Source organism: Agrobacterium sp. M50-1 (assembly GCF_049843495.1).
Taxonomy (GTDB): domain Bacteria; phylum Pseudomonadota; class Alphaproteobacteria; order Rhizobiales; family Rhizobiaceae; genus Agrobacterium; species Agrobacterium radiobacter.
The window spans coordinates 204,511-224,298 of sequence record NZ_JBBHZH010000005.1 but is presented as its reverse complement, the minus strand read 5'-3'; the positions used below and the strand labels follow the sequence as shown (position 1 = coordinate 224,298).

At 59.4% G+C, this 19,788-nt stretch carries 22 protein-coding genes; 18 read left to right on the top strand and 4 right to left on the bottom strand.

Going from position 1 to position 19,788, the window contains the following annotated elements; genetic code table 11:
• Positions 1–2 precede the first annotated feature (2 nt).
• The 11 genes from WDZ78_RS14425 (at position 3) to guaA (ending at position 11,571) form a co-directional block, all read left to right on the top strand.
• Positions 3–875: an SDR family oxidoreductase gene (locus WDZ78_RS14425; protein WP_425673402.1), complete on the top strand. Its 873-nt coding sequence runs from the start codon at positions 3–5 to the stop codon at positions 873–875.
• Between the two features lie 427 nt (positions 876–1,302).
• Positions 1,303–1,671: a septal ring lytic transglycosylase RlpA family protein gene (locus WDZ78_RS14420; RefSeq protein WP_003503862.1), complete on the top strand. Its 369-nt coding sequence runs from the start codon at positions 1,303–1,305 to the stop codon at positions 1,669–1,671.
• A 60-nt stretch (positions 1,672–1,731) separates the two neighbouring features.
• Entirely contained in the window at positions 1,732–3,021 is a 1,290-nt protein-coding gene (locus tag WDZ78_RS14415) for an RsmB/NOP family class I SAM-dependent RNA methyltransferase (RefSeq protein WP_425673401.1), read from the top strand.
• A 155-nt stretch (positions 3,022–3,176) separates the two neighbouring features.
• Positions 3,177–4,454, top strand: coding sequence for an imelysin family protein (locus WDZ78_RS14410; RefSeq protein ID WP_425673400.1), 1,278 nt, complete (start codon positions 3,177–3,179; stop codon positions 4,452–4,454).
• A gap of 41 nt (positions 4,455–4,495) precedes the next feature.
• Positions 4,496–6,019, top strand: coding sequence for a di-heme oxidoredictase family protein (locus WDZ78_RS14405; RefSeq protein ID WP_425673399.1), 1,524 nt, complete (start codon positions 4,496–4,498; stop codon positions 6,017–6,019).
• Complete coding sequence (locus tag WDZ78_RS14400) at positions 6,019–7,140, top strand: imelysin family protein (RefSeq protein WP_020011108.1); 1,122 nt, start codon at positions 6,019–6,021, stop codon at positions 7,138–7,140. The genes WDZ78_RS14405 and WDZ78_RS14400 overlap by 1 nt, the downstream gene beginning before the upstream one ends.
• A 3-nt stretch (positions 7,141–7,143) precedes the next feature.
• Complete coding sequence (locus tag WDZ78_RS14395) at positions 7,144–8,238, top strand: DUF1513 domain-containing protein (RefSeq protein WP_425673398.1); 1,095 nt, start codon at positions 7,144–7,146, stop codon at positions 8,236–8,238.
• A 51-nt stretch (positions 8,239–8,289) separates the two neighbouring features.
• The gene (locus tag WDZ78_RS14390) at positions 8,290–8,742 is read left to right on the top strand and encodes a TspO/MBR family protein (protein WP_425673397.1); all 453 of its coding nucleotides are present in this window, start codon (positions 8,290–8,292) and stop codon (positions 8,740–8,742) included.
• 83 nt (positions 8,743–8,825) lie between these two features.
• The gene (locus WDZ78_RS14385) at positions 8,826–9,275 is read left to right on the top strand and encodes a PaaI family thioesterase (protein ID WP_003493408.1); all 450 of its coding nucleotides are present in this window, start codon (positions 8,826–8,828) and stop codon (positions 9,273–9,275) included.
• Positions 9,272–9,910 carry a 5'-methylthioadenosine/S-adenosylhomocysteine nucleosidase gene (locus WDZ78_RS14380; RefSeq protein ID WP_425673396.1) on the top strand — a complete coding sequence of 213 codons (639 nt, stop codon included), beginning with the start codon at positions 9,272–9,274 and terminating at the stop codon, positions 9,908–9,910. The genes WDZ78_RS14385 and WDZ78_RS14380 overlap by 4 nt, the downstream gene beginning before the upstream one ends.
• 83 nt (positions 9,911–9,993) lie before the next feature.
• Positions 9,994–11,571 (top strand): glutamine-hydrolyzing GMP synthase, encoded by a 1,578-nt coding sequence (gene guaA / locus WDZ78_RS14375; protein ID WP_020011113.1) that lies wholly within the window; start codon positions 9,994–9,996, stop codon positions 11,569–11,571.
• 71 nt (positions 11,572–11,642) lie between these two features.
• Here guaA and WDZ78_RS14370 read toward each other — a convergent pair whose 3' ends face one another.
• Positions 11,643–12,131 carry a hypothetical protein gene (locus WDZ78_RS14370; protein WP_425673395.1) on the bottom strand — a complete coding sequence of 163 codons (489 nt, stop codon included), beginning with the start codon at positions 12,129–12,131 and terminating at the stop codon, positions 11,643–11,645.
• A gap of 143 nt (positions 12,132–12,274) precedes the next feature.
• Positions 12,275–12,853: a TetR/AcrR family transcriptional regulator gene (locus WDZ78_RS14365; RefSeq protein WP_425673394.1), complete on the bottom strand. Its 579-nt coding sequence runs from the start codon at positions 12,851–12,853 to the stop codon at positions 12,275–12,277.
• Between the two features lie 359 nt (positions 12,854–13,212).
• Between WDZ78_RS14365 and WDZ78_RS14360 the strand changes: the two genes are divergently transcribed.
• Together WDZ78_RS14360 and WDZ78_RS14355 are read left to right on the top strand one after the other, a co-directional pair.
• Entirely contained in the window at positions 13,213–13,914 is a 702-nt protein-coding gene (locus tag WDZ78_RS14360) for a methyltransferase family protein (protein ID WP_425673393.1), read from the top strand.
• 91 nt (positions 13,915–14,005) lie between these two features.
• Positions 14,006–14,722 carry a 2'-5' RNA ligase family protein gene (locus WDZ78_RS14355; protein ID WP_425673392.1) on the top strand — a complete coding sequence of 239 codons (717 nt, stop codon included), beginning with the start codon at positions 14,006–14,008 and terminating at the stop codon, positions 14,720–14,722.
• Between the two features lie 202 nt (positions 14,723–14,924).
• Here the strand turns inward: WDZ78_RS14355 and WDZ78_RS14350 are convergent, their stop codons facing one another.
• A complete protein-coding gene (locus tag WDZ78_RS14350; RefSeq protein WP_003503889.1) occupies positions 14,925–15,092 on the bottom strand; it encodes a hypothetical protein in 168 nt (55 codons plus the stop codon).
• A 233-nt stretch (positions 15,093–15,325) separates the two neighbouring features.
• Here WDZ78_RS14350 and WDZ78_RS14345 point away from each other — a divergent pair, with 233 nt between their 5' ends.
• The 3 genes from WDZ78_RS14345 (at position 15,326) to WDZ78_RS14335 (ending at position 17,490) form a co-directional block, all read left to right on the top strand.
• Positions 15,326–15,673: an ArsC family reductase gene (locus WDZ78_RS14345; RefSeq protein ID WP_425673391.1), complete on the top strand. Its 348-nt coding sequence runs from the start codon at positions 15,326–15,328 to the stop codon at positions 15,671–15,673.
• A gap of 12 nt (positions 15,674–15,685) precedes the next feature.
• Positions 15,686–16,162, top strand: a complete 477-nt coding sequence (gene ybaK, locus WDZ78_RS14340; RefSeq protein WP_020011120.1) for a Cys-tRNA(Pro) deacylase — start codon at positions 15,686–15,688, stop codon at positions 16,160–16,162.
• Between the two features lie 89 nt (positions 16,163–16,251).
• Entirely contained in the window at positions 16,252–17,490 is a 1,239-nt protein-coding gene (locus WDZ78_RS14335) for an aminopeptidase (protein ID WP_020011121.1), read from the top strand.
• A gap of 6 nt (positions 17,491–17,496) precedes the next feature.
• Here WDZ78_RS14335 and WDZ78_RS14330 read toward each other — a convergent pair whose 3' ends face one another.
• Positions 17,497–18,360: an EamA family transporter gene (locus WDZ78_RS14330; RefSeq protein WP_020011122.1), complete on the bottom strand. Its 864-nt coding sequence runs from the start codon at positions 18,358–18,360 to the stop codon at positions 17,497–17,499.
• Between the two features lie 81 nt (positions 18,361–18,441).
• On the opposite strand from WDZ78_RS14330, the gene WDZ78_RS14325 reads away from it, so the two are divergent.
• On the top strand, positions 18,442–18,942 hold the full coding sequence (locus WDZ78_RS14325; protein WP_020011123.1) for a MarR family winged helix-turn-helix transcriptional regulator: 501 nt from the start codon (positions 18,442–18,444) through the stop codon (positions 18,940–18,942).
• A 107-nt stretch (positions 18,943–19,049) separates the two neighbouring features.
• The gene (locus WDZ78_RS14320; protein WP_020011124.1) at positions 19,050–19,757 is read left to right on the top strand and encodes a FadR/GntR family transcriptional regulator; all 708 of its coding nucleotides are present in this window, start codon (positions 19,050–19,052) and stop codon (positions 19,755–19,757) included.
• Positions 19,758–19,788 lie beyond the last annotated feature (31 nt).

The window sequence follows — 19,788 nt, the reverse complement described above, 5'->3', positions numbered from 1 at the left end:
TCATGCATGTGATGATTTTCGGCGCGGGATATTCGGGCAAGGCCATCGCAAACGTGCTGAAACCCGAGACCGAAAGCCTTTCCGGCACCACACGCAGCGAAGACAAGTTCGCAAGCCTCGCCGCCGCGGGCATGACGCCGTTCCTCTTTGACGGGGTCCACCTTAATGGCGATCTCACCGCCGCCATGGGAAATGTGACGCATCTCGTGCAATCCGTCGCGCCGGGCAAGGATGGCGATCCATTGCTCGCGCTTCTGGGCGGCGATCTGAGAAAGTTCCTGCCCAATCTGACATGGGTCGCTTACCTTTCCACCGTCGGCGTTTATGGTGACCATCACGGCGCCTGGGTGGACGAGACGACACCCTGCCGCCCTGTTTCCGCGCGCTCCGTGGAACGGGTAGCCGCTGAGGCTGCCTGGACTGAAGCAGCCAAAAAGACGGATGTGCCGCTTTCCATCCTGCGCCTGTCCGGAATTTATGGCCCGGGACGTAATGCCTTCATGAATTTCGAGAAGGGAACTGCGCGGCGGCTTGTGAAGAAGGACCAGGTGTTCAATCGCATCCGCGTCGAGGATATCGGCGCCGCACTTGCCTTTCTGGCACAAAAAAACGAACACGGTATCTTCAACGTGACAGATGATGAACCCTGCCCACCGCAGGATGTGGTGAGCTTCGCAGCGACGCTGATGGGCGTGGAACCGCCGCCCGAACAGGCTTTCGAAACCGCCGATCTGACGCCGATGGCACGCTCTTTCTATGGCGAGAACAAGCGTGTTTCCAACGCCAGAATACGCGATCTTGGCTTCGATTTCCGCTTTCCGGAGTACAGGCTCTCCCTGAAACAATTGTGGGAAAACGGCCTCTGGCGAGGCTGAGAATGAGCCCATCGAAAGCGATGAAAAATCCTTCCAATCCGGCTTTTGCGGATGGTTTTCGTCTTATTTCAGCTAATTAGGACTTTATTAACCATCCAAAAATCGCTAAAATCGTAGTCATTAGAAAAATATTTCACTCACATTTCGTGAAGTGGATTCACGAAGCCGTGACTTGCAACAACATTTCCATTAAGCGTTGATTCTGCATTATTTTTTCCGAATTGTGACAGGGATGGCCAGATGGCGCCTTTCCGGCTAATGATCACGAATATTACAGACTGTAACAGTTCGTGATTTGAGATCAGCTTTTTTTCGCCATTTTTCCCTCGCCCTACAATCTCGCATCAAAAGGCGTTCAGGCCAGTTCATGGCCGTTTAGCAAGGGCACAATCAATCGGCGCGGGGCCGATTTTCAGGGAAGCACAGTTTGTTGAATATCCGTCGTATAACTTTCACCGCTGCAACTATCGCCGCCTGTTCCATCATTGCGCCTCTTCAGGCGAATGCGGCAAATGGTTGTGGAGGCGCATCGTGGTATGCGTTGACCTCCAAGACTGCTTCTGGCGAGCGCATGAACGCCGCCAACCTGACCGCCGCCCACCGCTCGCTGCGGTTCGGCACCAAGGTCAAGGTGACCAACGCCCGCAACGGCAAGGCCGTGGTGGTGCGCATCAACGACCGCGGGCCGTTCATCAAGGGTCGCGTTCTCGATCTTTCCAAGGCGGCCGCCAAGAACATCGGCATGATCAACTCCGGCACCGCCAAGGTCTGCTACGAGATCGTCAAAGCCGATTGAGCCTTGCCCTCGCCGCCATTCGCGTCTACCAACCGGCTTATCAGCAAAATGAGGTAGACAATGCGTTTAGGCGGGCGGTTGGCCGGAGCGATCGAAGTATTGGCGGATATTGAGGGGCGCAGACGTCCCGTCGCCGATGCTCTGAAAGATTGGGGCCTTGCCCATCGTTTCGCCGGTTCCGGCGACAGGGCGGCAATCGGCAACATCGTTTATGACGCGCTGCGCATGAAATTGTCGCACGCCTGGCTGATGGATGACGACAGCGCCGCCTCTCTCGGTTATGCGGTTCTGCTGCGCCAATGGGGCAAAAGCTTTTCGGACCTTTCGGCAGAATTCGACGGCGACAAATTCGCCCCCGCCGCACCGGACGAACAAAGACAGCAGGCCTTTCTCTCCCGCTCCCTCGCCGACGCACCGGCCCATATTCAGGGCGACATACCCGAATGGGTACAATCTTCCCTCGAAACGGCATTCGGAGAGCGCTGGCTCACTGAGGCTCAGGCGCTGAACGAGCGACCCACGCTTGATCTGCGCGCCAATACCTTGAAAGCGACGCGCGACAAGGTGCTAAAGGCTTTGGAAGAAAGCGGCGCGGAAGCCACACGTATCGCCCGGCAGGGCGTGCGCATTCCCGCCGGCGAGGGCCCTTCCCGCCTGCCGAACGTCACCGCCGAACTGTCCTTCCAGAAAGGCTGGTTCGAAGTGCAGGACGAGGGCTCGCAGATTGTTGCCGATCTTGCCGGTGCGCATGAAGGCGAACAGATCCTCGATTATTGCGCGGGCGGCGGCGGCAAGACGCTGGCCATGGCTGCCAGCATGAACAATAAGGGCCAGGTCCACGCCTTTGACGCCGACCGCAAGCGCCTTGCGCCGATCATCGAGCGGCTGAAGCGGGCCGGCACGCGCAATGTGCAGGTCCATGACCGCGCATCAGGCCTTACGCCGTTTCAGGGAAAATTTGACCGCGTTCTGGTGGACGCGCCCTGCACTGGCACCGGAACCTGGCGCCGACGCCCCGATACCAAATGGCGGCTGACGGCGCGCAATCTGGAAGAGCGCGTGCAGCAGCAGGGCGAGGCGCTTTCGCAGGCCAAGGGTTTCGTGCGCCCGGGCGGAGAGCTGCTTTATGTCACCTGTTCGGTTCTCCCCGAAGAAAACGAGCAGCAGGTCAAGCGTTTCTGCGCGGACAACCCGGAATTTTCCATCGGCTCTGCACTGGAACGCTGGCAGACGACTTTTGGGGGCAATGCGAATAAACCGCACTCTTCCGACGGGATGACAGTGACGCTGACGCCTGCAACCACAGATACGGATGGCTTCTTCTTCTGCTTGATGAAACGCAAAGCGTAACACCCTCTTTGCAAGCACTGATTTTACTTGAAAAACAGCCCTCGATCTTGTTTCAAAGCATTCTAAACTAGAATGTTTGACACAAGTTTGTGATTGGGTCAGAACTCGCTTGCCGCGGCGCGAAGTCATTTCGCGCCTGCCGAAGGAGAGGGATCATGATCCGCAAAACAATTCTCAGCGCTTCTTTTGCGCTTCTTGCCGCATCTGCGGCTTTCACCGCGCTCCCCGCACAGGCCGCCACTGACGCGGCCGCCGTCGTCAAGCATTATGCTGATGTCGCGCACGCGAAATACGAGGATTCGCTGACCACGGCGAAGGCGCTGGACAAGGCCATCGATGCGCTGATCGCGACGCCGAGCGAAGAAACCCTGAAATCCGCGCGGGAAGCATGGATCAAAGCCCGTGTTCCCTATCAGCAGTCGGAAGTCTATCGTTTCGGCAACCCGATCGTCGACGATTGGGAAGGCAAGGTGAATGCCTGGCCGCTGGATGAAGGTCTGATCGACTATGTCGACAGCTCCTACGGCACGGAAAGCGACGAGAACGAACTCTACGTCGCCAACATCATCGCCAATCCGAAGATCAAGATCAGCGGAGAAGAGGTCGATGCCTCCAAGATCACCCCTGAACTGATCGAAAGCCTGCACGAGGCGGGCGATGTCGAAGCCAATGTGACCACCGGTTACCACGCCATCGAGTTCCTGCTCTGGGGTCAGGATCTGAACGGCACCGGACCGGGCGCGGGCAACCGCCCCTATACCGATTATGACAAGGCGAAATGCACGAACGGCAATTGCGACCGCCGCGCCGATTACCTGAAATCCGCCTCCACCCTGCTGATCAAGGACCTTCAGGAGATGGTGGATGCCTGGGCGCCGGAAGGCGAAGCCACGAAGACAGTGGAAGCCGATCCGAAAGCGGGCCTGACCGCCATTCTCACCGGCATGGGCTCGCTCTCCTATGGCGAGCTGGCCGGCGAACGCATGAAGCTCGGTCTTCTGCTGCACGATCCGGAAGAGGAGCATGATTGCTTCTCGGACAACACCTATAATTCGCATCTCAACGACGCCATCGGCATCGCGTCTGCCTATACCGGCAACTATACCCGCGTGGACGGCACGAAGATGACCGGTGCATCGCTTGCGGAACTGGTGGGCGCCAAGGACAAGGCGCTGAACGACGAGATGACGGCGAAGCTGAACAAGACGCTCGACGCCATGCATGCCATGGAAAAGCGTGCCCAAACGGTCGAGGCCTACGACCAGATGATCGGCGAAGGCAACAAGGAAGGCAACGCCGTGGTTCAGGCGGCCATCGATGGTCTCATCGACCAGACGAAGACCGTCGAACGCGTCATCGCCGCACTCGATCTCGGCAAGATCGAGCTTGAAGGATCCGACAGCCTCGACAATCCGACCGCCGTTTCCAAGTAAGTGCCAAGGCGGGCCGCAGACTGCTGCGGCCCGTTACGCCCATGCGATTTCTACTGCCGCCGATCCGTAAGCCGTTCTTCCTCACCGGGGCAGCCTGCCTTGTGGCATCGATGACGCTTGCCGAACCGGCGCGTGACGAGATGACGGAGGAAGACCGGAGCGGCCGCCAGACCATGACCGCGCCGACGACGGATTTTACCGCGCAGGAGCCCCTCGAGGCCATGTCCGGCGGGGCGGCGACCAGCACCAGCAAGGCCGATAGCGGCGCGTTTTCACATCCCTCCGCCACCATGCCGTTCGAGCGGAAACTGGATTTCAAGCTCGGCAATGCGCTGTTCCAGAAGCTCTGGGTCTCCTCCCCCTCATCCACACAGGCCTCGGACGGGCTCGGACCACTTTATAATGCCCGGTCCTGCCAGACGTGCCATGTGAAGGACGGCAGAGGCCGCCCACCGCTTGCCGGGGAAGACTCCGTCTCCATGTTTCTGCGGCTGGCCCGGCCGGCCCGCAACGAGGCGGAACGGACGGCGATTGCGCGTCACGAGGTGCTGAATTTTCCCGACGAGACCTATGGCCGGCAGCTTCAGAACCTGGCCATTCCCGGCCTCGCCGCAGAAGGCAAGCCGGTCGTCACCTATGTCGAAAAGCCCGTGCGGCGGGCCGATGGCGAGGTGGTGATACTGCGCAAGCCCGCTTATGCCGTCGCCAATCTACAATATGGCCCTCTCGGTCCTGACACGACGCTTTCGGCGCGAATTGCCATGCCCACCCTCGGGCTTGGGTTGATCGAGGCTATTGCCGAGGCCGATATTCTGGCTAACGCCGATCCGGACGACAAAAATGGCGATGGCATTTCCGGCCGCCCGGCCTTTGTGCGGGACCACCGGACCGGCGAGGTGAAGCTCGGGCGGTTTGGCTGGAAAGCCCAGAATGCGAGCGTCCGAGACCAGAGCGCCAGCGCCTTCTCCCACGATATCGGCATTTCCACACGGGATGCTCCGAACGCCTATGGCGATTGCACCGACGTCCAGAAGGACTGTCTTGCCATGCCGACGGGCGTACAGCCAAGGCTCGGGCCAGTGGAGGCCCCGGACCCTGTCCTTGATCTCGTGACCTTCTACACCGAGAACCTCGCTGTGCCGCAGCGCCGTAATGTGGGTGATCCCACCGTTTTGCAGGGAAAGCAGCTTTTCTACACATCCGGCTGCGCATCCTGTCACACCCCGAAATTCGTCACACGCCGTGATGCGAGCGACCCTATGCATGCTTCCCAGCTGATCTGGCCCTATTCGGATTTTCTGCTGCATGACATGGGAGAAGAACTTGCCGACGGCCAGCAGGTCGGCGAAGCAGATGGGCAGGAATGGCGAACCCAGCCGCTCTGGGCTATCGGCCTGACGCAACGGGTGAACGGCAACAATTTTTACCTGCATGACGGCCGGGCGCGCAGCCTGACGGAAGCGATATTATGGCATGGCGGCGAAGCGCAAAAAGCGCGCGACGCCTTCGCCGCCTTGCAAAAATCCGACCGGCAGGCTTTGCTGGCTTTTCTGGAGTCCCTTTGATGAAAAATGCCATGCGAAAAATTTCCGGCCTCTTCTCCGTGCTGCTGCTTTTGACCATGCAGCCTGCGGGCGCGCAGGATGTGGAACTGATGCCGCCGCCGCCGCTTGATCCGGCGCAGGTGCGGGGCGTGATGGAAAAAGCAGTGAACGGCTTCATCCGCCCCGGCTATGACCGCTTTCGCCAATCGGCAGAGAAGCTGGAAGGCAGCATGAAGGCCCTCTGCGCCGCCCCTTCCAAAACAGCGGATGAGGCGGCCAAGGCGGCCTTCGCCGATACGGTCTCCAGCTGGTCCATCATCGAGATCGTGCGCGTCGGCCCGGTGATCGAACATAACCGTTTCGAACGCGTGCTCTATTACCCCGACAAGAAGGGTCTCGGCCTGAAACAGGTGCAGCGTTACCTTGCGGAGAAAGATGAGAGCGTCACCAGCGCCGACAGCCTGAAAGGCAAGAGTGTCGCGGCACAGGGCCTCGGCGCACTGGAATTCGTACTTTACGGCACCGGTGCCGATGAACTTCTCGACAAGAAGGGTGATTTCCGTTGCCGCTACGGCGCAGCGATTGCCGGCAACGTCGCCAATCTGGCAGCGGAGCTTTCCGACAGCTGGAACGCACCTGATGGCGCGCAGAAAAACTGGACGCAGCCGGGCGCGGACAATCCCGTCTTTCGCGACGAGCGCGAGGCGCTGGTTGCACTGCTCGGCATTCTCGTCCACGGCTCCGAAGCGATCCGCGACCAGCGCATCGAGACCTTCTACAAGGGGCCGGACAAGGTGAAATTTCCCCGCACGGCCATTTACTGGCGGTCCGGCCTGACCTGGAAAAGCATCGCTGAAAACATCAGGGCCGTTCAGACCCTTCTGCACACGGCGGATATGGTCGAGCTCGTGCCGCCGGACCAGCGTTCCATCGTCAATTCCATCGACTTCATCGCCAAATCGATGATCCGCATCGCGGGAACGATCGATACCGATGTGGAAAAAGCGCTGGACGACGATCAGCAGCGCGCCAAGGTGGATTATCTGCTGCTCAACGGCAAGGACCTTATCTATCGCCTCAACGACCAATATGGCGGCGCCATCGGTCTCAGCTCCGGCTTTTCCTTCGCCGACGGAGACTAACAGATGATAACAGGCGAAAAACGGATGCTGATGGACCGGCGCAGCTTCATCAAGGCGGCGGGCATTCCCTTTCTTGCAGCGCTTGCCCCCGGCTCGCTGCATGCACTGGAACGCACCGATGCCGTCTTCGCTTCAGCCTTTCGCGCCCGTGACGGTTCCTACGGCATTGCGACTGTGAGCGAGCGCGGCGAGATCATCGACCGCGTTGCGCTTCCCGCCCGCGCCCATGGAATGGCGACGAGCCATGCGACCGGCATGACGGTGGCCTTTGCGCGCCGGCCCGGCACCTTCTTCATGGCCTTCGACCCCGTGCGGCGTCGTGAACCTGTCGTGATGCACACGCCGGAAAACCGCCACTTCTACGGCCACGGGCAATTCTCGCCCGATGGCGCAATCCTCTACGCCAGCGAAAACGACTTCGATGGCAATCGCGGCGTTATCGGCCTCTACGATGCCCGCAACGGATTTGCCCGCATCGGCGAATACGACGCGCACGGCATCGGCACCCATGACATGACTGTGAGCGATGACGGAAAGCTGATCGTGATCGCCAATGGCGGCATCGAAACTCACCCGGATTTCGGCCGCACCAAACTCAATACCGACAGCATGCAGCCGTCCCTCGTACTTCTGGACGCCGCAAGCGGCCAGCTGATCCAGAAACACGCGATGCCGGATCGGTTGCGGCAGCTCTCCACCCGCCATGTCGATCTTGGCGATGACGGACGCGTCTGGTTTGCCTGCCAATATGAGGGACCGCGCAACGATCTCCCGCCGCTTGTCGGCCATTTCTCAAAGGGCGAGGACCTTGTCTTCATCGATCTGCCCGAGGAAACGACGGTGCGCCTTGCCAATTATGTCGGGGCCATCGCCGTCAGCCGACGTGAGGGTCTGGTGGGCCTCACCTCGCCCAACGGCAACGCCGCCGTGACCCTGGATGCAAAAACCGGCCGTGTCGTATCCGAGACGACGGTGCGGGAGGCAGCGGGCGTCGCGCCTGCCGCGAGCGGCATTGCGGTTTCTTCCTATGACGGATTTTTCGAAGCCATTCGCAGCGACGTGGCATGGGACCAGCACATCGTGCGAATTTCCGGCTAAAATACTGAAAAGCCACGGGAACAAAAGTCCGGCCGGCGCATTGGATGCGTCATGAAAAACCTTACCGTGTACATTGTTTTCGTGGTTGCAGTTGTTGCCATTGGGGCGCTGATCGGCGTCAACAATGTGCCGGGCGAATGGTATCAATCGCTGCAGAAACCATTCTTCAATCCGCCCAACTGGATCTTCGGCCCGGTCTGGACGACGCTTTACGTGATGATCGGCATCGCCGGCGCGCGGACGTGGATCCGCAAACCCATGGGGACGCGCATGCGTCTCTGGTTCACGCAGATGGTGCTGAATTTCCTGTGGTCGCCGATGTTTTTCGGCATGCAAAGCCCGACAGGCGCGCTTGTCGTCATCATTCCGATGCTGATCTGCATCATCGCTTTCATCACGCTCACCTATAGTCGTGACGGGATATCGATGTGGCTGTTCGTGCCCTATGCGCTTTGGGTCGCCTTTGCCACGATGCTGAACGCGAGTATCGACTGGCTGAACTAAATTTTGCCTGCGCAACCCTTGCCTTGCCCGCTGCCACGCGCCATGTCAGTTTGCGATGGGGACTAAAAGCAGGCAGGTAGGCCATGGAGATCACGGATCCCGGCGATTTTCGTCAGCGGATAGAAAGAAGCTTTGCGCGACAGGGTGTCGTGCAGGCAATCGATGCGCAGATAAGCCGCATCGAACACCGGCTGGTGGAAATCGAACTGCCTTTTCATGAAAAGCTGACGCAGCAGCACGGCATATTGCATGCCGGTGTCATCGCCGCCGGTCTGGACACGGCCTGCACCTATGCCGCCTATACGATCATCGAGCCGGAAGCTTCGCTGCTGACCATCGAGTTCAAGGTCAACCTCATGTCGCCCGGACGCGGCGAGCGGTTCCTGTTTCGTGGCGAAATCATCAAGCCCGGAAACAACCTGATCGTGGCCGATGGCCGCGCCTATGCGCTTTCGGACGGCCCGGCAAAGCTGATCGCCTCCATGACGGGGACGATGATGGTGGTGAAAGGTCGTGAGGATATTACCGGATGAGCTACCGGCTTTCGCATGTTGCGGACAAATCCATTCTTTTCGTCATGGCGGCCTCCGCTGAATACGGCCCCCACCTGCAGGCGCGCATCGCACCGTTGATGACCGGCGTCGGCCCGGTCGAGGCGGCGATTTCGGTCACGGCAATTCTTGCCGGGCTCGATGCAGCGGACCATCTGCCTGACCTTGTCGTTTCGCTCGGCTCCGCCGGCTCGCGAACATTGGACCAGACGGGCATCTATCAGGCGACTTCGGTTTCCTATCGCGACATGGATGCCTCGGCCTTCGGTTTCGAAAAGGGCCGCACCCCGTTTCTCGATCTGCCGGCCGAGGTGGCCTTGCCCCTGCGCATACCCGATATTGCCGAGGCGCGGCTTTCCACGGGCGCCAATGTCGTCTCCGGCGCAGCCTATGGGGCGATCGACGCCGACATGGTGGAAATGGAAACCTATGCCGTGCTCCGCGCGTGCCAGCGCTTCGGCGTGCCGCTCGTCAGCCTGCGCGGTATTTCCGATGGCAAGGCCGATGTGAACCACGTGGACGACTGGACAGAATACCTGCACATCATCGATGAAAAGCTCGCAGACGCCGTCGACCGGCTTTGCCGCGCCATCGAAGACGGTGCGATCGCCCTTTGAAACCTTGCGATTTTCGCAAATTTCCGCTGTTTGACACCCGCTTCCGGGTTGCCTAAAGCCGCCATTTTCTTTAAAGGCTCGCCATGACCCAGATAGCCCATCCCGACAGCATTCTCATCATCGATTTCGGCAGCCAAGTGACGCAGCTGATTGCGCGCCGCATCCGCGAAGCCGGGGTCTATTGCGAAATCCATCCGTTCCAGAATGCCGCAGAGGCGTTTGAGAAGCTTCAGCCCAAGGGCGTGATCTTCTCCGGCGGCCCCGCATCCGTGACGGCGGAAGGAAGCCCGCGCGCGCCGCAGGCGGTGTTCGACAGCAAGGTTCCGATCCTTGGCATCTGCTACGGCCAGCAGACGCTCTGCACCCAGCTCGGCGGCGTTGTCGAGGGTGGCCATGCGGCGGAATTCGGCCGGGCCGATATCGACATCAAGAAGGCAAGCCCGCTTTTTGAAGGTTTCTGGGAACAGGGCAAGAGCTATCCCGTCTGGATGAGCCATGGCGACCGCGTGACGAAGCTGCCGGAAGGTTTCGAGGTCATCGCAACCTCCGAGAACGCGCCCTTCGCCATCGCTGCCGACGAGACGCGCCACTATTACACCACTATGTTCCACCCGGAAGTGGTGCACACGCCTGACGGCGGCAAGCTGCTCTCCAACTTCGTGCACAAGATCGTTGGCCTCAAATCCGACTGGACGATGGCGGCCTATCGCGCCGAAATGATCCGCAAGATCCGCGAGCAGGTCGGCACCGGCCGCGTGCTCTGCGCACTCTCCGGCGGCGTCGATTCCTCTGTTGCGGCAATCCTCATCCACGAGGCGATCGGCGACCAGCTGACCTGCGTTTACGTGGACCACGGCCTGATGCGGATGGGCGAAAGCGAACAGGTCGTCGGCATGTTCCGAGACCACTACAATATTCCGCTGGTGCATGTGGATGCCGCCGATCTGTTCCTCGGCGAACTTTCGGGTGTTTCCGACCCGGAAGTGAAACGCAAGACCATCGGCCGCCTGTTCATCGAGGTCTTCGAGGCAGAAGCGGCCAAGATAGCCGCAGATGGCAAGGGTGCTCCGAATTTCCTCGCACAGGGCACGCTTTACCCTGACGTCATCGAGAGCGTCTCCTTCTCCGGCGGCCCATCCGTCACCATCAAGAGCCACCACAATGTCGGCGGTCTTCCCGAGCGCATGAACATGCAGCTCGTCGAGCCCCTGCGTGAGCTCTTCAAGGATGAAGTGCGTGCGCTTGGCCGTGAACTCGGCCTGCCGGACAGCTTCATCGGCCGCCACCCCTTCCCCGGTCCGGGTCTGGCAATCCGCTGCCCCGGTGCGATCACCCGCGAGAAGCTCGACATTCTGCGCAAGGCGGATGCGATCTATCTCGATGAAATCCGCAAGGCTGGTCTCTACGATACCATCTGGCAGGCTTTTGCCGTGCTGCTGCCGGTGCAGACCGTCGGTGTCATGGGCGATTACCGCACCTATGACTTCGTCTGCGCGCTGCGCGCTGTGACCTCGGTGGATGGCATGACGGCGGATTTCTATCCCTACGACATGAATTTCCTCGGCCGCGCGGCAACCCGCATCATCAACGAAGTGCGCGGCATCAATCGCGTCGTCTATGACGTGACGAGCAAGCCGCCCGGCACGATCGAGTGGGAATAGGACCATCATCGACACGGCGACGTTGCTGCCGCAACGCCACCGCATCGAACGCAGTTAAGATGACGCCGCGACTAGTTCGCGGCGTTTATGTTTTGCCGGGTGAGATAGATCATCTGAGCCACCAGACCGACCACGAGGATCACCAGCAACCCTGCCTGAACACCCAGAAGCAGCGGTGATTTCAGGTCCGTAACCAGAGGGTGACCGTCCGGAACACGGCGCAGGATTTCGCTGGCCGTCGGGACCATCAAAAGGAACGCAGTGATGCTGAGACAGATGGTTTCAATATATCTGGCCGGGCGCGTTGAACTCAAAACACGTTCAATGCCGTAACCTGCAAGCAGGAACAGGATGGTCAGGACGCCAACGCCGTAACTGATCGGCTGATGCGCCACGAGGAAGACAGTCGCAGCACCAATCAGCATGGAGACAAGATAGAGGGTGCCCGGCGCTGATCGCGGAACGATTCGGCCGTGGCGGGCAAACATATAAATGGCGGCGGGAATGGCCGGCAGGCTTCCAAGTGTATGGATCCAGCCAAGCGGAGAAATTCCGAACATGAGAGATTGCCTTTCTTGTCCAAAGGACGGGGTGGGCCGGGAAGCAGACCGTCATCGACACATCCGCCAGCTTAATGCTGTCTATTTTTTTCGGTGGCATGCCGCTCGGGCCACGCCTTCACGTTCCCCATGAGGCTTCGATTTTAAGCGGTCATGCGCTCCAGCAGGGGGCGGGTTATTGCACCAAAAGTCGTGGCGTCACCGTGAGCACGGGCGGAAAGCATCGCGCCATGCACGGTGGCCATGAAGATTTCAGCATTGGCTCTGGCAGTCCCGCTCAGCGCGATGCGCCCCTGAGCAACGCCGCGTTCCAGAACGGCAGTGAGCCAGTCCGAGAGACTTCGAAAATGCGCGCGCACTTCAAGAACGACTGCTTCAGGCAGAACCGGAATTTCACTGGCGAGCAGAGCGCAGACGCAGAAGGGATGAGTGGCCTCAGCGATACAGCCCTCCCAATAACCGATATAGGCGCGAAGCTGTTCGAGCGGATCGGAAACGTTCCGCTCAAGTTCGGCGATACCGGCTTCCGCCTCCTGCCTGTATTGCGCAACCAGTTTTTGGACCAGATCGGTCTTGCTGGGAAAATGGTGGTGAATGCTCGCATTGCGAATACCGACCACAGCGGAAATATCGGCATAGCTGAAACTGTTATAGCCACCCTTCATGATCAGGGCGCGTGCGCAACGAAGAATTTCATCAGCTTTGGTTTGTGGATTTTTCATATCGATTGCCTACCAATTAGTAGGTAGAATGTCAACCGAAGCCGTTTAACTTATAGCTGCTGACGGAATCTCGCCGGCAACCAGATGCGCGCGGGGCCGATATTGCGGGACGTACCGACTGCCGAAAGCGACTAAAAAATGAACCACCAAACAGGGATCGCCCACTCCGGTCCGCAAGCAGCTGTCGCGCGGTCGGTTAGCCCCGACACCGCTTATGCGTTTGACTTTCTGTGCTTTTTTGCCAGTATTCGACCGTCTTTCGCAGAGTATCACCGACCCGGCACCGCTTTAATGGGGTAATCAGTCCACCAGGAAAAGCTGCGTTGGTCCTGCCAAGGACAGCAGAAGGAAGCCCATCGATGACATCCGATGCCGATCCGAAGCCTATGTCACGCACCGCCGCGATCCTTTACGCCATCATCTCACCACTCGGCCTGATCGCCCTGATCTTTCTGCCTGCGGGCAGGATCGACTGGCGCCCGGGCTGGATTTTCGTCGTCGTCGTCGCCGTTTCTTTTGGCCTTTCCGCGCTGGTATTAGCGCGTGTGAACCCGGTCATTTTCCGCGCGCGCAGCCGGTTCCAGCCGGGCACCAAGAAATGGGACCTGATCCTGGTCACCATGATACTTTTGGCTTTTTTCGCTGAAATCCCGGTTGCTGCATTCGATGCCGGCCGGATGGCGTGGTCTGTCGTGCCGCTCTCGGCCGTCCTGCTCGGTTACATCCTGCTTGTCGGCGGCATCGCGGTTACGGCCTGGGCACAAGCCGTCAATCCGTTCTTCGAGCCCGGGGTCCACATCCAAAGCGAGCGTGGGCAGCGGGTGGTCACGTCGGGTCCATACCGTATCGTGCGCCACCCCGGTTACACGGCCGCAATCGGCATGTTCACTGGCATACCGCTCGCATTGAGTTCCTGGATAGCCCTGCTCCCCGCGGCTTTGGCCATCGTGCTGCTAATCATCCGTACCGGCTGGGAAGACCGCCTGCTGCAGGCCGAATTGCCCGGTTATTCTGAATATGCCCGTCAAAGGCGCTATCGGCTGTTTCCCGCTATCTGGTGAACGTCGCAAAGCTCTTGTTCTCTTTTTGTTCTTTCAATTTTAACCGGTGATGATAATATCGCGGCCTTGGCAAAGGCCATGGAGCATCATCATGAGTTTCGAGTTGGCAGAGGAAGGAGGCTCCAGGCAGCTTTGCTTCGAAGGGTGGGAGCCGGAGAAAATACGGCGTTTCAATCCGCGATCAAGCAGCAAGCTGCTGATCATGGTGAAACCGCCGGCAACCTTGGCGGAACGAATTTTTGCCGATGCGTCGCGCCATGCCGAAGGGCGGACGAAGCGTGAGGCCTATCCGCCGGAGCTTCTGCATATAACCCTGCTCTGTGTCGGATGTTTTGAGACCGTGCCTCACGGGCTGGTACATCGGCTGAAGTCGGCGCTCGGGGGAATCAAGGCGCGGCCCGTTCCGATCACATTCGATGGATCGTCGCTCTTCGGCAATCGCAACAGTCTGGTGCTACGCAGTGGCAGCGAGATGCAGGAGCTTAAGGCTCTGGCGAAGATGGTGCAGCGCTCCCTTTGGCGAGCAAACCTGCCCTATGTCGCCGCATCGTCTTTTACACCGCATCTCACCATGATCTACGGCTGCGGGAAAATCGAGCTGATGCAGGTTGAGAAACCCTATAGCTGGCTGGCGGGGAACTTCGAACTTGTGTTCAGTCACAATGGCGAAACGCGGCATGAATTGCTCGAGCGCTTCGCACTTTCGCCAAAAGCAGACCGTTATGAGCGGCCTGAAAGCCAGTTACATTTGCCGGGAAAAGTGATCGGGCCTTCGAAACGGCCGATGCAAAGGGCGGCGATGCGATAAGATACACCCGAAGCGACATAGCACTTCCCACGCCGATAGTCGTTTCCGCATCCGCTGTTGAAAGCTATACGGAACCTTTTCTTGCAAAGCCGGGGCGCTTTTCGCGCCATCAGCTTATCCACCGCGCCAGTCGAAAACCGATCCGGTTGTCGATGCTGAGCGCAAGCGAGGCGGTATCGCCTCGCAACGGACAATCACCAGCTTAGAGCTGTACCTTGTCGAAAGCCTTACCGTCGATACCGAGAGCTTCGAGATCGGCACGGGCGGGCTTGCGATGTGCGCGAACAGCGGCCGAAACCGAGAGCGCTGCACCGAGAACGGCGAAAGTTTCACCGAAGAAGTTACGCGATGTCTTTGCAACCTGACGCATTTTTCTCTCCATCTTTGATGCCCAGATAATGGGCATTTCGGCCCCGTTCTACAACTCATGATGCAGCAGGGAAGCCATGCAGCTTTGCTCGCGCTCGTTCGGATATCAGCTATTGCGATTTCGCATGGCTCAGCCGCCACTCTTCCCAACGACGCAGGGCATTTCAGCGGGCGGGTTGAATAAGGCGGATATTTTGTTATGCCGAAGAGCTTGAAGACAAAGAGGCTGGCAGCATGACGATCACCATTTACGGCATCAAGAACTGCGACACGATGAAGAAGGCCAGAAGCTGGCTGGAGACCCATGGCGTCGACTATTCTTTCCATGACTACAAGGCGTCGGGCATCGACCGCGCCCATCTGGAAACATGGTGTGACGCCGCCGGCTGGGAAACGGTTCTCAACCGCGCCGGCACCACCTTCAAAAAACTCGACGACGGCCAGAAAACCGACCTGACCCGTGAGAAGGCTATCGCGCTGATGCTGCAGCAGCCTTCCATGATCAAGCGCCCGGTGCTGGAGGCGAAGGGCAAGATAACTGTCGGTTTCAAGCCTGAAACCTACCAGACCCTTTTTGCGTGACTGCAACCCGCCATGTCCAAAACAACCCGCGCCACCCAGATGCTGGCCAAGGCAGGCGTTGCCTTCACCACTGTGACCTATGATTACGACCCGAGTGCCGACCGCATCGGCCTGCAGGCGGCCGAGGCGATCGGTGAGCCGCCGCATCTGGTGCTGAAAACGTTGATGGCGGAGCTGGACGGCAAGCCGGTCTGCGTTGTCGTCCCTTCGGATCGTGAAGTCAGCATGAAGAAGCTGGCCGCCGCCTTCGGAGGCAAATCCGCCAGCATGATGAAGCCCGCCGATGCCGAGCGCGCCACCGGTTACCATGTCGGCGGCATCAGCCCTTTCGGGCAGAAGAAACAGGTGCCGACGGCCATCGAGGCCGGGGCGATCACGCATGATTATGTCTACATGAATGGCGGGCAGCGTGGCTTGCAAGTGAGGCTTTCGCCCCGCGATGCCCAAATGGCGCTGAAGGCCATTGCCGCACCGCTGGTCGCTGATTGACGCGCTGGGAAGCATGCCTGAAAGCGTTTGGCTTTCGGGAGGAATGGGCTATGGTCGGCGCCTCCGATTGAAATAGACGAAGGCAGATCATGACCGTTTCTCCCATCGATCCCGTGAAACTCGAAAAACTGGCTGAAGTCGCCGTCAAGGTCGGCCTGCAATTGCAGAAGGACCAGGATCTGGTGATCACCGCGCCGCTGGCAGCGTTGCCGCTGGTGCGATTTTTGACCAAACACGCCTATCTGGCGGGTGGCGGACTGGTCACCACCTTTTATTCCGATGAAGAAACCACGCTTTCGCGCTATCGCCATGCCAGCGACTCCAATTTCGACCGTGCTTCCGGCTGGCTTTATGAGGGCATGGCAAAGGCCTATGCCAATGGCGCGGCGCGGCTTGCAATCGCCGGCGATAACCCCATGCTGCTGGCCGAACAGGACCCGGCCAAGGTGGCGCGCGCCAACAAGGCCAACTCCACCGCCTACAAGCCGGCGCTGGAGAAGATTTCCAATTTCGACATCAACTGGAACATCATCTCCTATCCCAACCCCTCCTGGGCAAAGCAGGTCTTTCCCGATGTGACGGAAGACGAAGCGGTCCGTAAGCTCGCGGATGCCATCTTCGCCGCCTCGCGGGTGGATCTGGCCGATCCGGTCGCCGCATGGGCGCAGCATAATGCCAATCTCGCCAAGCGCTCGGCATGGCTGAACGGCGAACGCTTCGCTTCGCTGCATTTCACCGGCCCCGGCACGGATGTGAAGATCGGCCTCGCGGACGGCCACGAATGGCATGGCGGCGCCTCTACCGCCAAGAATGGTGTGACCTGCAACCCGAATATTCCGACTGAAGAAGTGTTCACCACACCACATGCGCTGTGCGTGGATGGTTACGTTTCCAGCACCAAGCCGCTGTCGCATCAGGGAACGCTGATCGACGATATCCAGGTGAAGTTCGAGGCAGGCCGCATCGTCGAAGCCAAGGCGTCCAAGGGCGAAGCTGTATTGAACAAGGTGCTCGACACCGATGAGGGTGCGCGGCGTCTGGGCGAAGTGGCTCTGGTGCCGCATTCCTCGCCGATTTCGGCAAGCGGCATCCTGTTCTACAACACGCTGTTCGATGAAAACGCCTCGTGCCACATCGCGCTCGGCCAGTGCTATTCGAAATGCTTCCTTGACGGCGCCTCGCTGTCGCAGGAGCAGATCACGGCGCAGGGCGGCAATTCCAGCCTGATCCACATCGACTGGATGATCGGCTCCGACAAGGTGGACATTGATGGCGTGAAGCCGGATGGCTCCACGGTTCCGGTGATGCGCAAGGGCGAATGGGCCTGACGGGACCTATCTCGGCAACTGGCTGCGCTGACTGAGCCAGATGCTGAAAAGCACCGCGACGAAACCTGCGACCTGTGCTGGCGCGAGGCTTTGGCCAAGCGCCAGCCAGCCGAGCAGGGTTGCAACGACCGGGCTTAGAAAGCCGAGCGATGCGGCGGCGGAAGGTTCGATACGGGTCAGCCCGCGGAACCACAGGAAATAGGTCAAGGCGGCGCCGATAATACCCAGATAGGTCATGCCGAGAATATTGGCCGCTGTCGGTGTCGGCAGGGCCGGCTCCAGGAAATAGGCGACCGGCAGCAGCAGGATGCCGCCGGCCGTCAGTTGCCACGCGGTGAATGTGAGGTTCGACACCGGCGGCCGCCATTTGCGGGTCAGCACCGTTCCAAAAGCCATGGATACGGCGCCGGCGAGACCCGCCGCCACGCCGATACCATCCAGTGCCGCACCCGGCGCCAGAACCAGAAGCGCGACACCGACAATACCCAGAAAACCGGCTGCGATGGCCAGCGGCCGAACGGGTGCTGAGAGAAACAGCCGGGAGAGGCCAATCACGATCAGGGGCTGGACTGCGCCCACCGTTGCCGCCACGCCGCCCGGCAGCCGATAGGCTGAAACAAAAAGCATTGCCCAGAAGAACGAGAAATTCAGCGCCCCGAGAATGAAGCTGCGCGGCCACCAGACGCCCTGCGGCAGCTTTCTCACGAAAAGCAGCAGGAGCACGCCGGCCGGCAATGCGCGCAGCATGGCGACATGCAGGGGATATCCCTGTGGCAAAAATTCCGTCGTGACGAAATAGGTGGTTCCCCAAATGGCCGGGGCAAGGGCGGTCACCAGCACATCGGCGGCATAGGTCGTATTTTTCTTCATTTCAAGAATCTCTACATCAAGATAAATGGAACTTAGCCGATTTTATCTTGACGTCAAGATATCAATTGTTATGCCTTGGGGATGAGCAAAGAACCACTGGACCACGTCGATCACATTCTGGCGCAATGGCGCAGGGAGCGGCCCGATCTCGATGTCGGCCCCATGGGGCTCCTCGGGCGCTTGAACCGTCTCACCATCCATCTCGGCCGGGAGGTGGAGGCGGTGCTGCTGAAACATGGGCTTTCCTCCTCCGCTTTCGATGTTCTGGCGACATTGCGCCGCTCCGGTTCGCCCTATCAGCTCTCCCCCGGCGATTTGCTGGCCATGACGATGGTAAGCTCCGGCACCATGACCAACCGCATCGACCAGCTTGAAAAAGCGGGGCTGGTGGAGCGCATACACAACCCGAATGACCGGCGCAGCGTCCTGATATCGTTGACGGAGCGGGGGTTTGCCATTGTCGAGGAAGCGGCCGGCGCTCACGTCGAAAACCAGCACCGTCTGGTTGCCGGCCTCAGCGAAGAAGAGCGTGCGACGCTGAACCAACTGCTGAAACGATTTTTGCAGGATTTCGAAGAATAGGCTTTCCGGGCGGGCAAACACGCAATGGCAGCATGATGGCGCTTGTTTCGCCGCAGAAAATCCTGTAAGCAATTTTCCATAAACCTGTACTACAGGTTGGAGGAAAAATGTTAAGTGCCATTCCGCATGAATCCGGTCTCGTCAGCAGCACGATCGGCGCGATCACCCGCCACATCAGGGAAAACGAACTTGCGCCCGGGGCGAAACTCCCCAGCGAGCTTTCGCTCTCACAGCAGCTCGGCGTTTCGCGCACCGTCGTCCGCGAGGCCTTCCGGTCCCTTTCGGCCATGCGGCTGATCGATGTCAGCGCCGGCAAGCGCGCCACGGTGGCGACGCTGGACCATGGTGCGATGTCATTGATGTTCGAACATGGCATTCACACCGAACAGATCAATATCCAGCAGATTTACGATGTACGCCGCACGATCGAAGTCCGAACCGTGACGCTCGCGGCGCTGAGGCGAACCGATGCGGAAGCGCTCACCATTCTCGACCATGCCAACAATATGGAGCGGGATTTCGGCGACAACGACAAGGTCATGGAGCACGACCTGGCCTTTCACCTTGCCGTCGCCAGAGCATCCAAGAACCCGGTTTTCGAACTCATTCTCGGCGCCTTTCAGAATGTGACGCGCCAGACCTGGCCGATCGGCTGGAAGAGCCGCACGTCCGACGCACAGCGTCATGCCGCAGGTGAACTTCACATCGCCATTGGACAGGCCATAGCTGCGGGCGATCCGCAAACGGCCTCAACACTGATGGCGCGGCATTTCGATGAAAGCGTGCACGCGCTTCTGGCCGCCGGCATCGCCTGATTTTTTCAACACGGTTCCAGACGGAACACGA

Excerpts from the sequence above, each read along its gene's own strand:
- WDZ78_RS14380 (WP_425673396.1), top strand. The coding sequence starts at position 9,272 with ATGAGCTACCGGCTTTCGCATGTTGCGGACAAATCCATTCTTTTCGTC.
- WDZ78_RS14395 (WP_425673398.1), top strand. The coding sequence starts at position 7,144 with ATGATAACAGGCGAAAAACGGATGCTGATGGACCGGCGCAGCTTCATC.
- WDZ78_RS14325 (WP_020011123.1), top strand. The coding sequence starts at position 18,442 with ATGAGCAAAGAACCACTGGACCACGTCGATCACATTCTGGCGCAATGG.
- WDZ78_RS14365 (WP_425673394.1), bottom strand. The coding sequence starts at position 12,853 with ATGAAAAATCCACAAACCAAAGCTGATGAAATTCTTCGTTGCGCACGC.
- WDZ78_RS14410 (WP_425673400.1), top strand. The coding sequence starts at position 3,177 with ATGATCCGCAAAACAATTCTCAGCGCTTCTTTTGCGCTTCTTGCCGCA.
- WDZ78_RS14385 (WP_003493408.1), top strand. The coding sequence starts at position 8,826 with ATGGAGATCACGGATCCCGGCGATTTTCGTCAGCGGATAGAAAGAAGC.
- WDZ78_RS14330 (WP_020011122.1), bottom strand. The coding sequence starts at position 18,360 with ATGAAGAAAAATACGACCTATGCCGCCGATGTGCTGGTGACCGCCCTT.
- WDZ78_RS14425 (WP_425673402.1), top strand. The coding sequence starts at position 3 with ATGCATGTGATGATTTTCGGCGCGGGATATTCGGGCAAGGCCATCGCA.
- WDZ78_RS14370 (WP_425673395.1), bottom strand. The coding sequence starts at position 12,131 with ATGTTCGGAATTTCTCCGCTTGGCTGGATCCATACACTTGGAAGCCTG.
- WDZ78_RS14345 (WP_425673391.1), top strand. The coding sequence starts at position 15,326 with ATGACGATCACCATTTACGGCATCAAGAACTGCGACACGATGAAGAAG.
- WDZ78_RS14320 (WP_020011124.1), top strand. The coding sequence starts at position 19,050 with ATGTTAAGTGCCATTCCGCATGAATCCGGTCTCGTCAGCAGCACGATC.
- WDZ78_RS14390 (WP_425673397.1), top strand. The coding sequence starts at position 8,290 with ATGAAAAACCTTACCGTGTACATTGTTTTCGTGGTTGCAGTTGTTGCC.
- WDZ78_RS14335 (WP_020011121.1), top strand. The coding sequence starts at position 16,252 with ATGACCGTTTCTCCCATCGATCCCGTGAAACTCGAAAAACTGGCTGAA.
- WDZ78_RS14355 (WP_425673392.1), top strand. The coding sequence starts at position 14,006 with ATGAGTTTCGAGTTGGCAGAGGAAGGAGGCTCCAGGCAGCTTTGCTTC.
- WDZ78_RS14360 (WP_425673393.1), top strand. The coding sequence starts at position 13,213 with ATGACATCCGATGCCGATCCGAAGCCTATGTCACGCACCGCCGCGATC.
- WDZ78_RS14415 (WP_425673401.1), top strand. The coding sequence starts at position 1,732 with ATGCGTTTAGGCGGGCGGTTGGCCGGAGCGATCGAAGTATTGGCGGAT.
- WDZ78_RS14405 (WP_425673399.1), top strand. The coding sequence starts at position 4,496 with ATGCGATTTCTACTGCCGCCGATCCGTAAGCCGTTCTTCCTCACCGGG.
- guaA (WP_020011113.1), top strand. The coding sequence starts at position 9,994 with ATGACCCAGATAGCCCATCCCGACAGCATTCTCATCATCGATTTCGGC.
- ybaK (WP_020011120.1), top strand. The coding sequence starts at position 15,686 with ATGTCCAAAACAACCCGCGCCACCCAGATGCTGGCCAAGGCAGGCGTT.
- WDZ78_RS14400 (WP_020011108.1), top strand. The coding sequence starts at position 6,019 with ATGAAAAATGCCATGCGAAAAATTTCCGGCCTCTTCTCCGTGCTGCTG.
- WDZ78_RS14350 (WP_003503889.1), bottom strand. The coding sequence starts at position 15,092 with ATGCGTCAGGTTGCAAAGACATCGCGTAACTTCTTCGGTGAAACTTTC.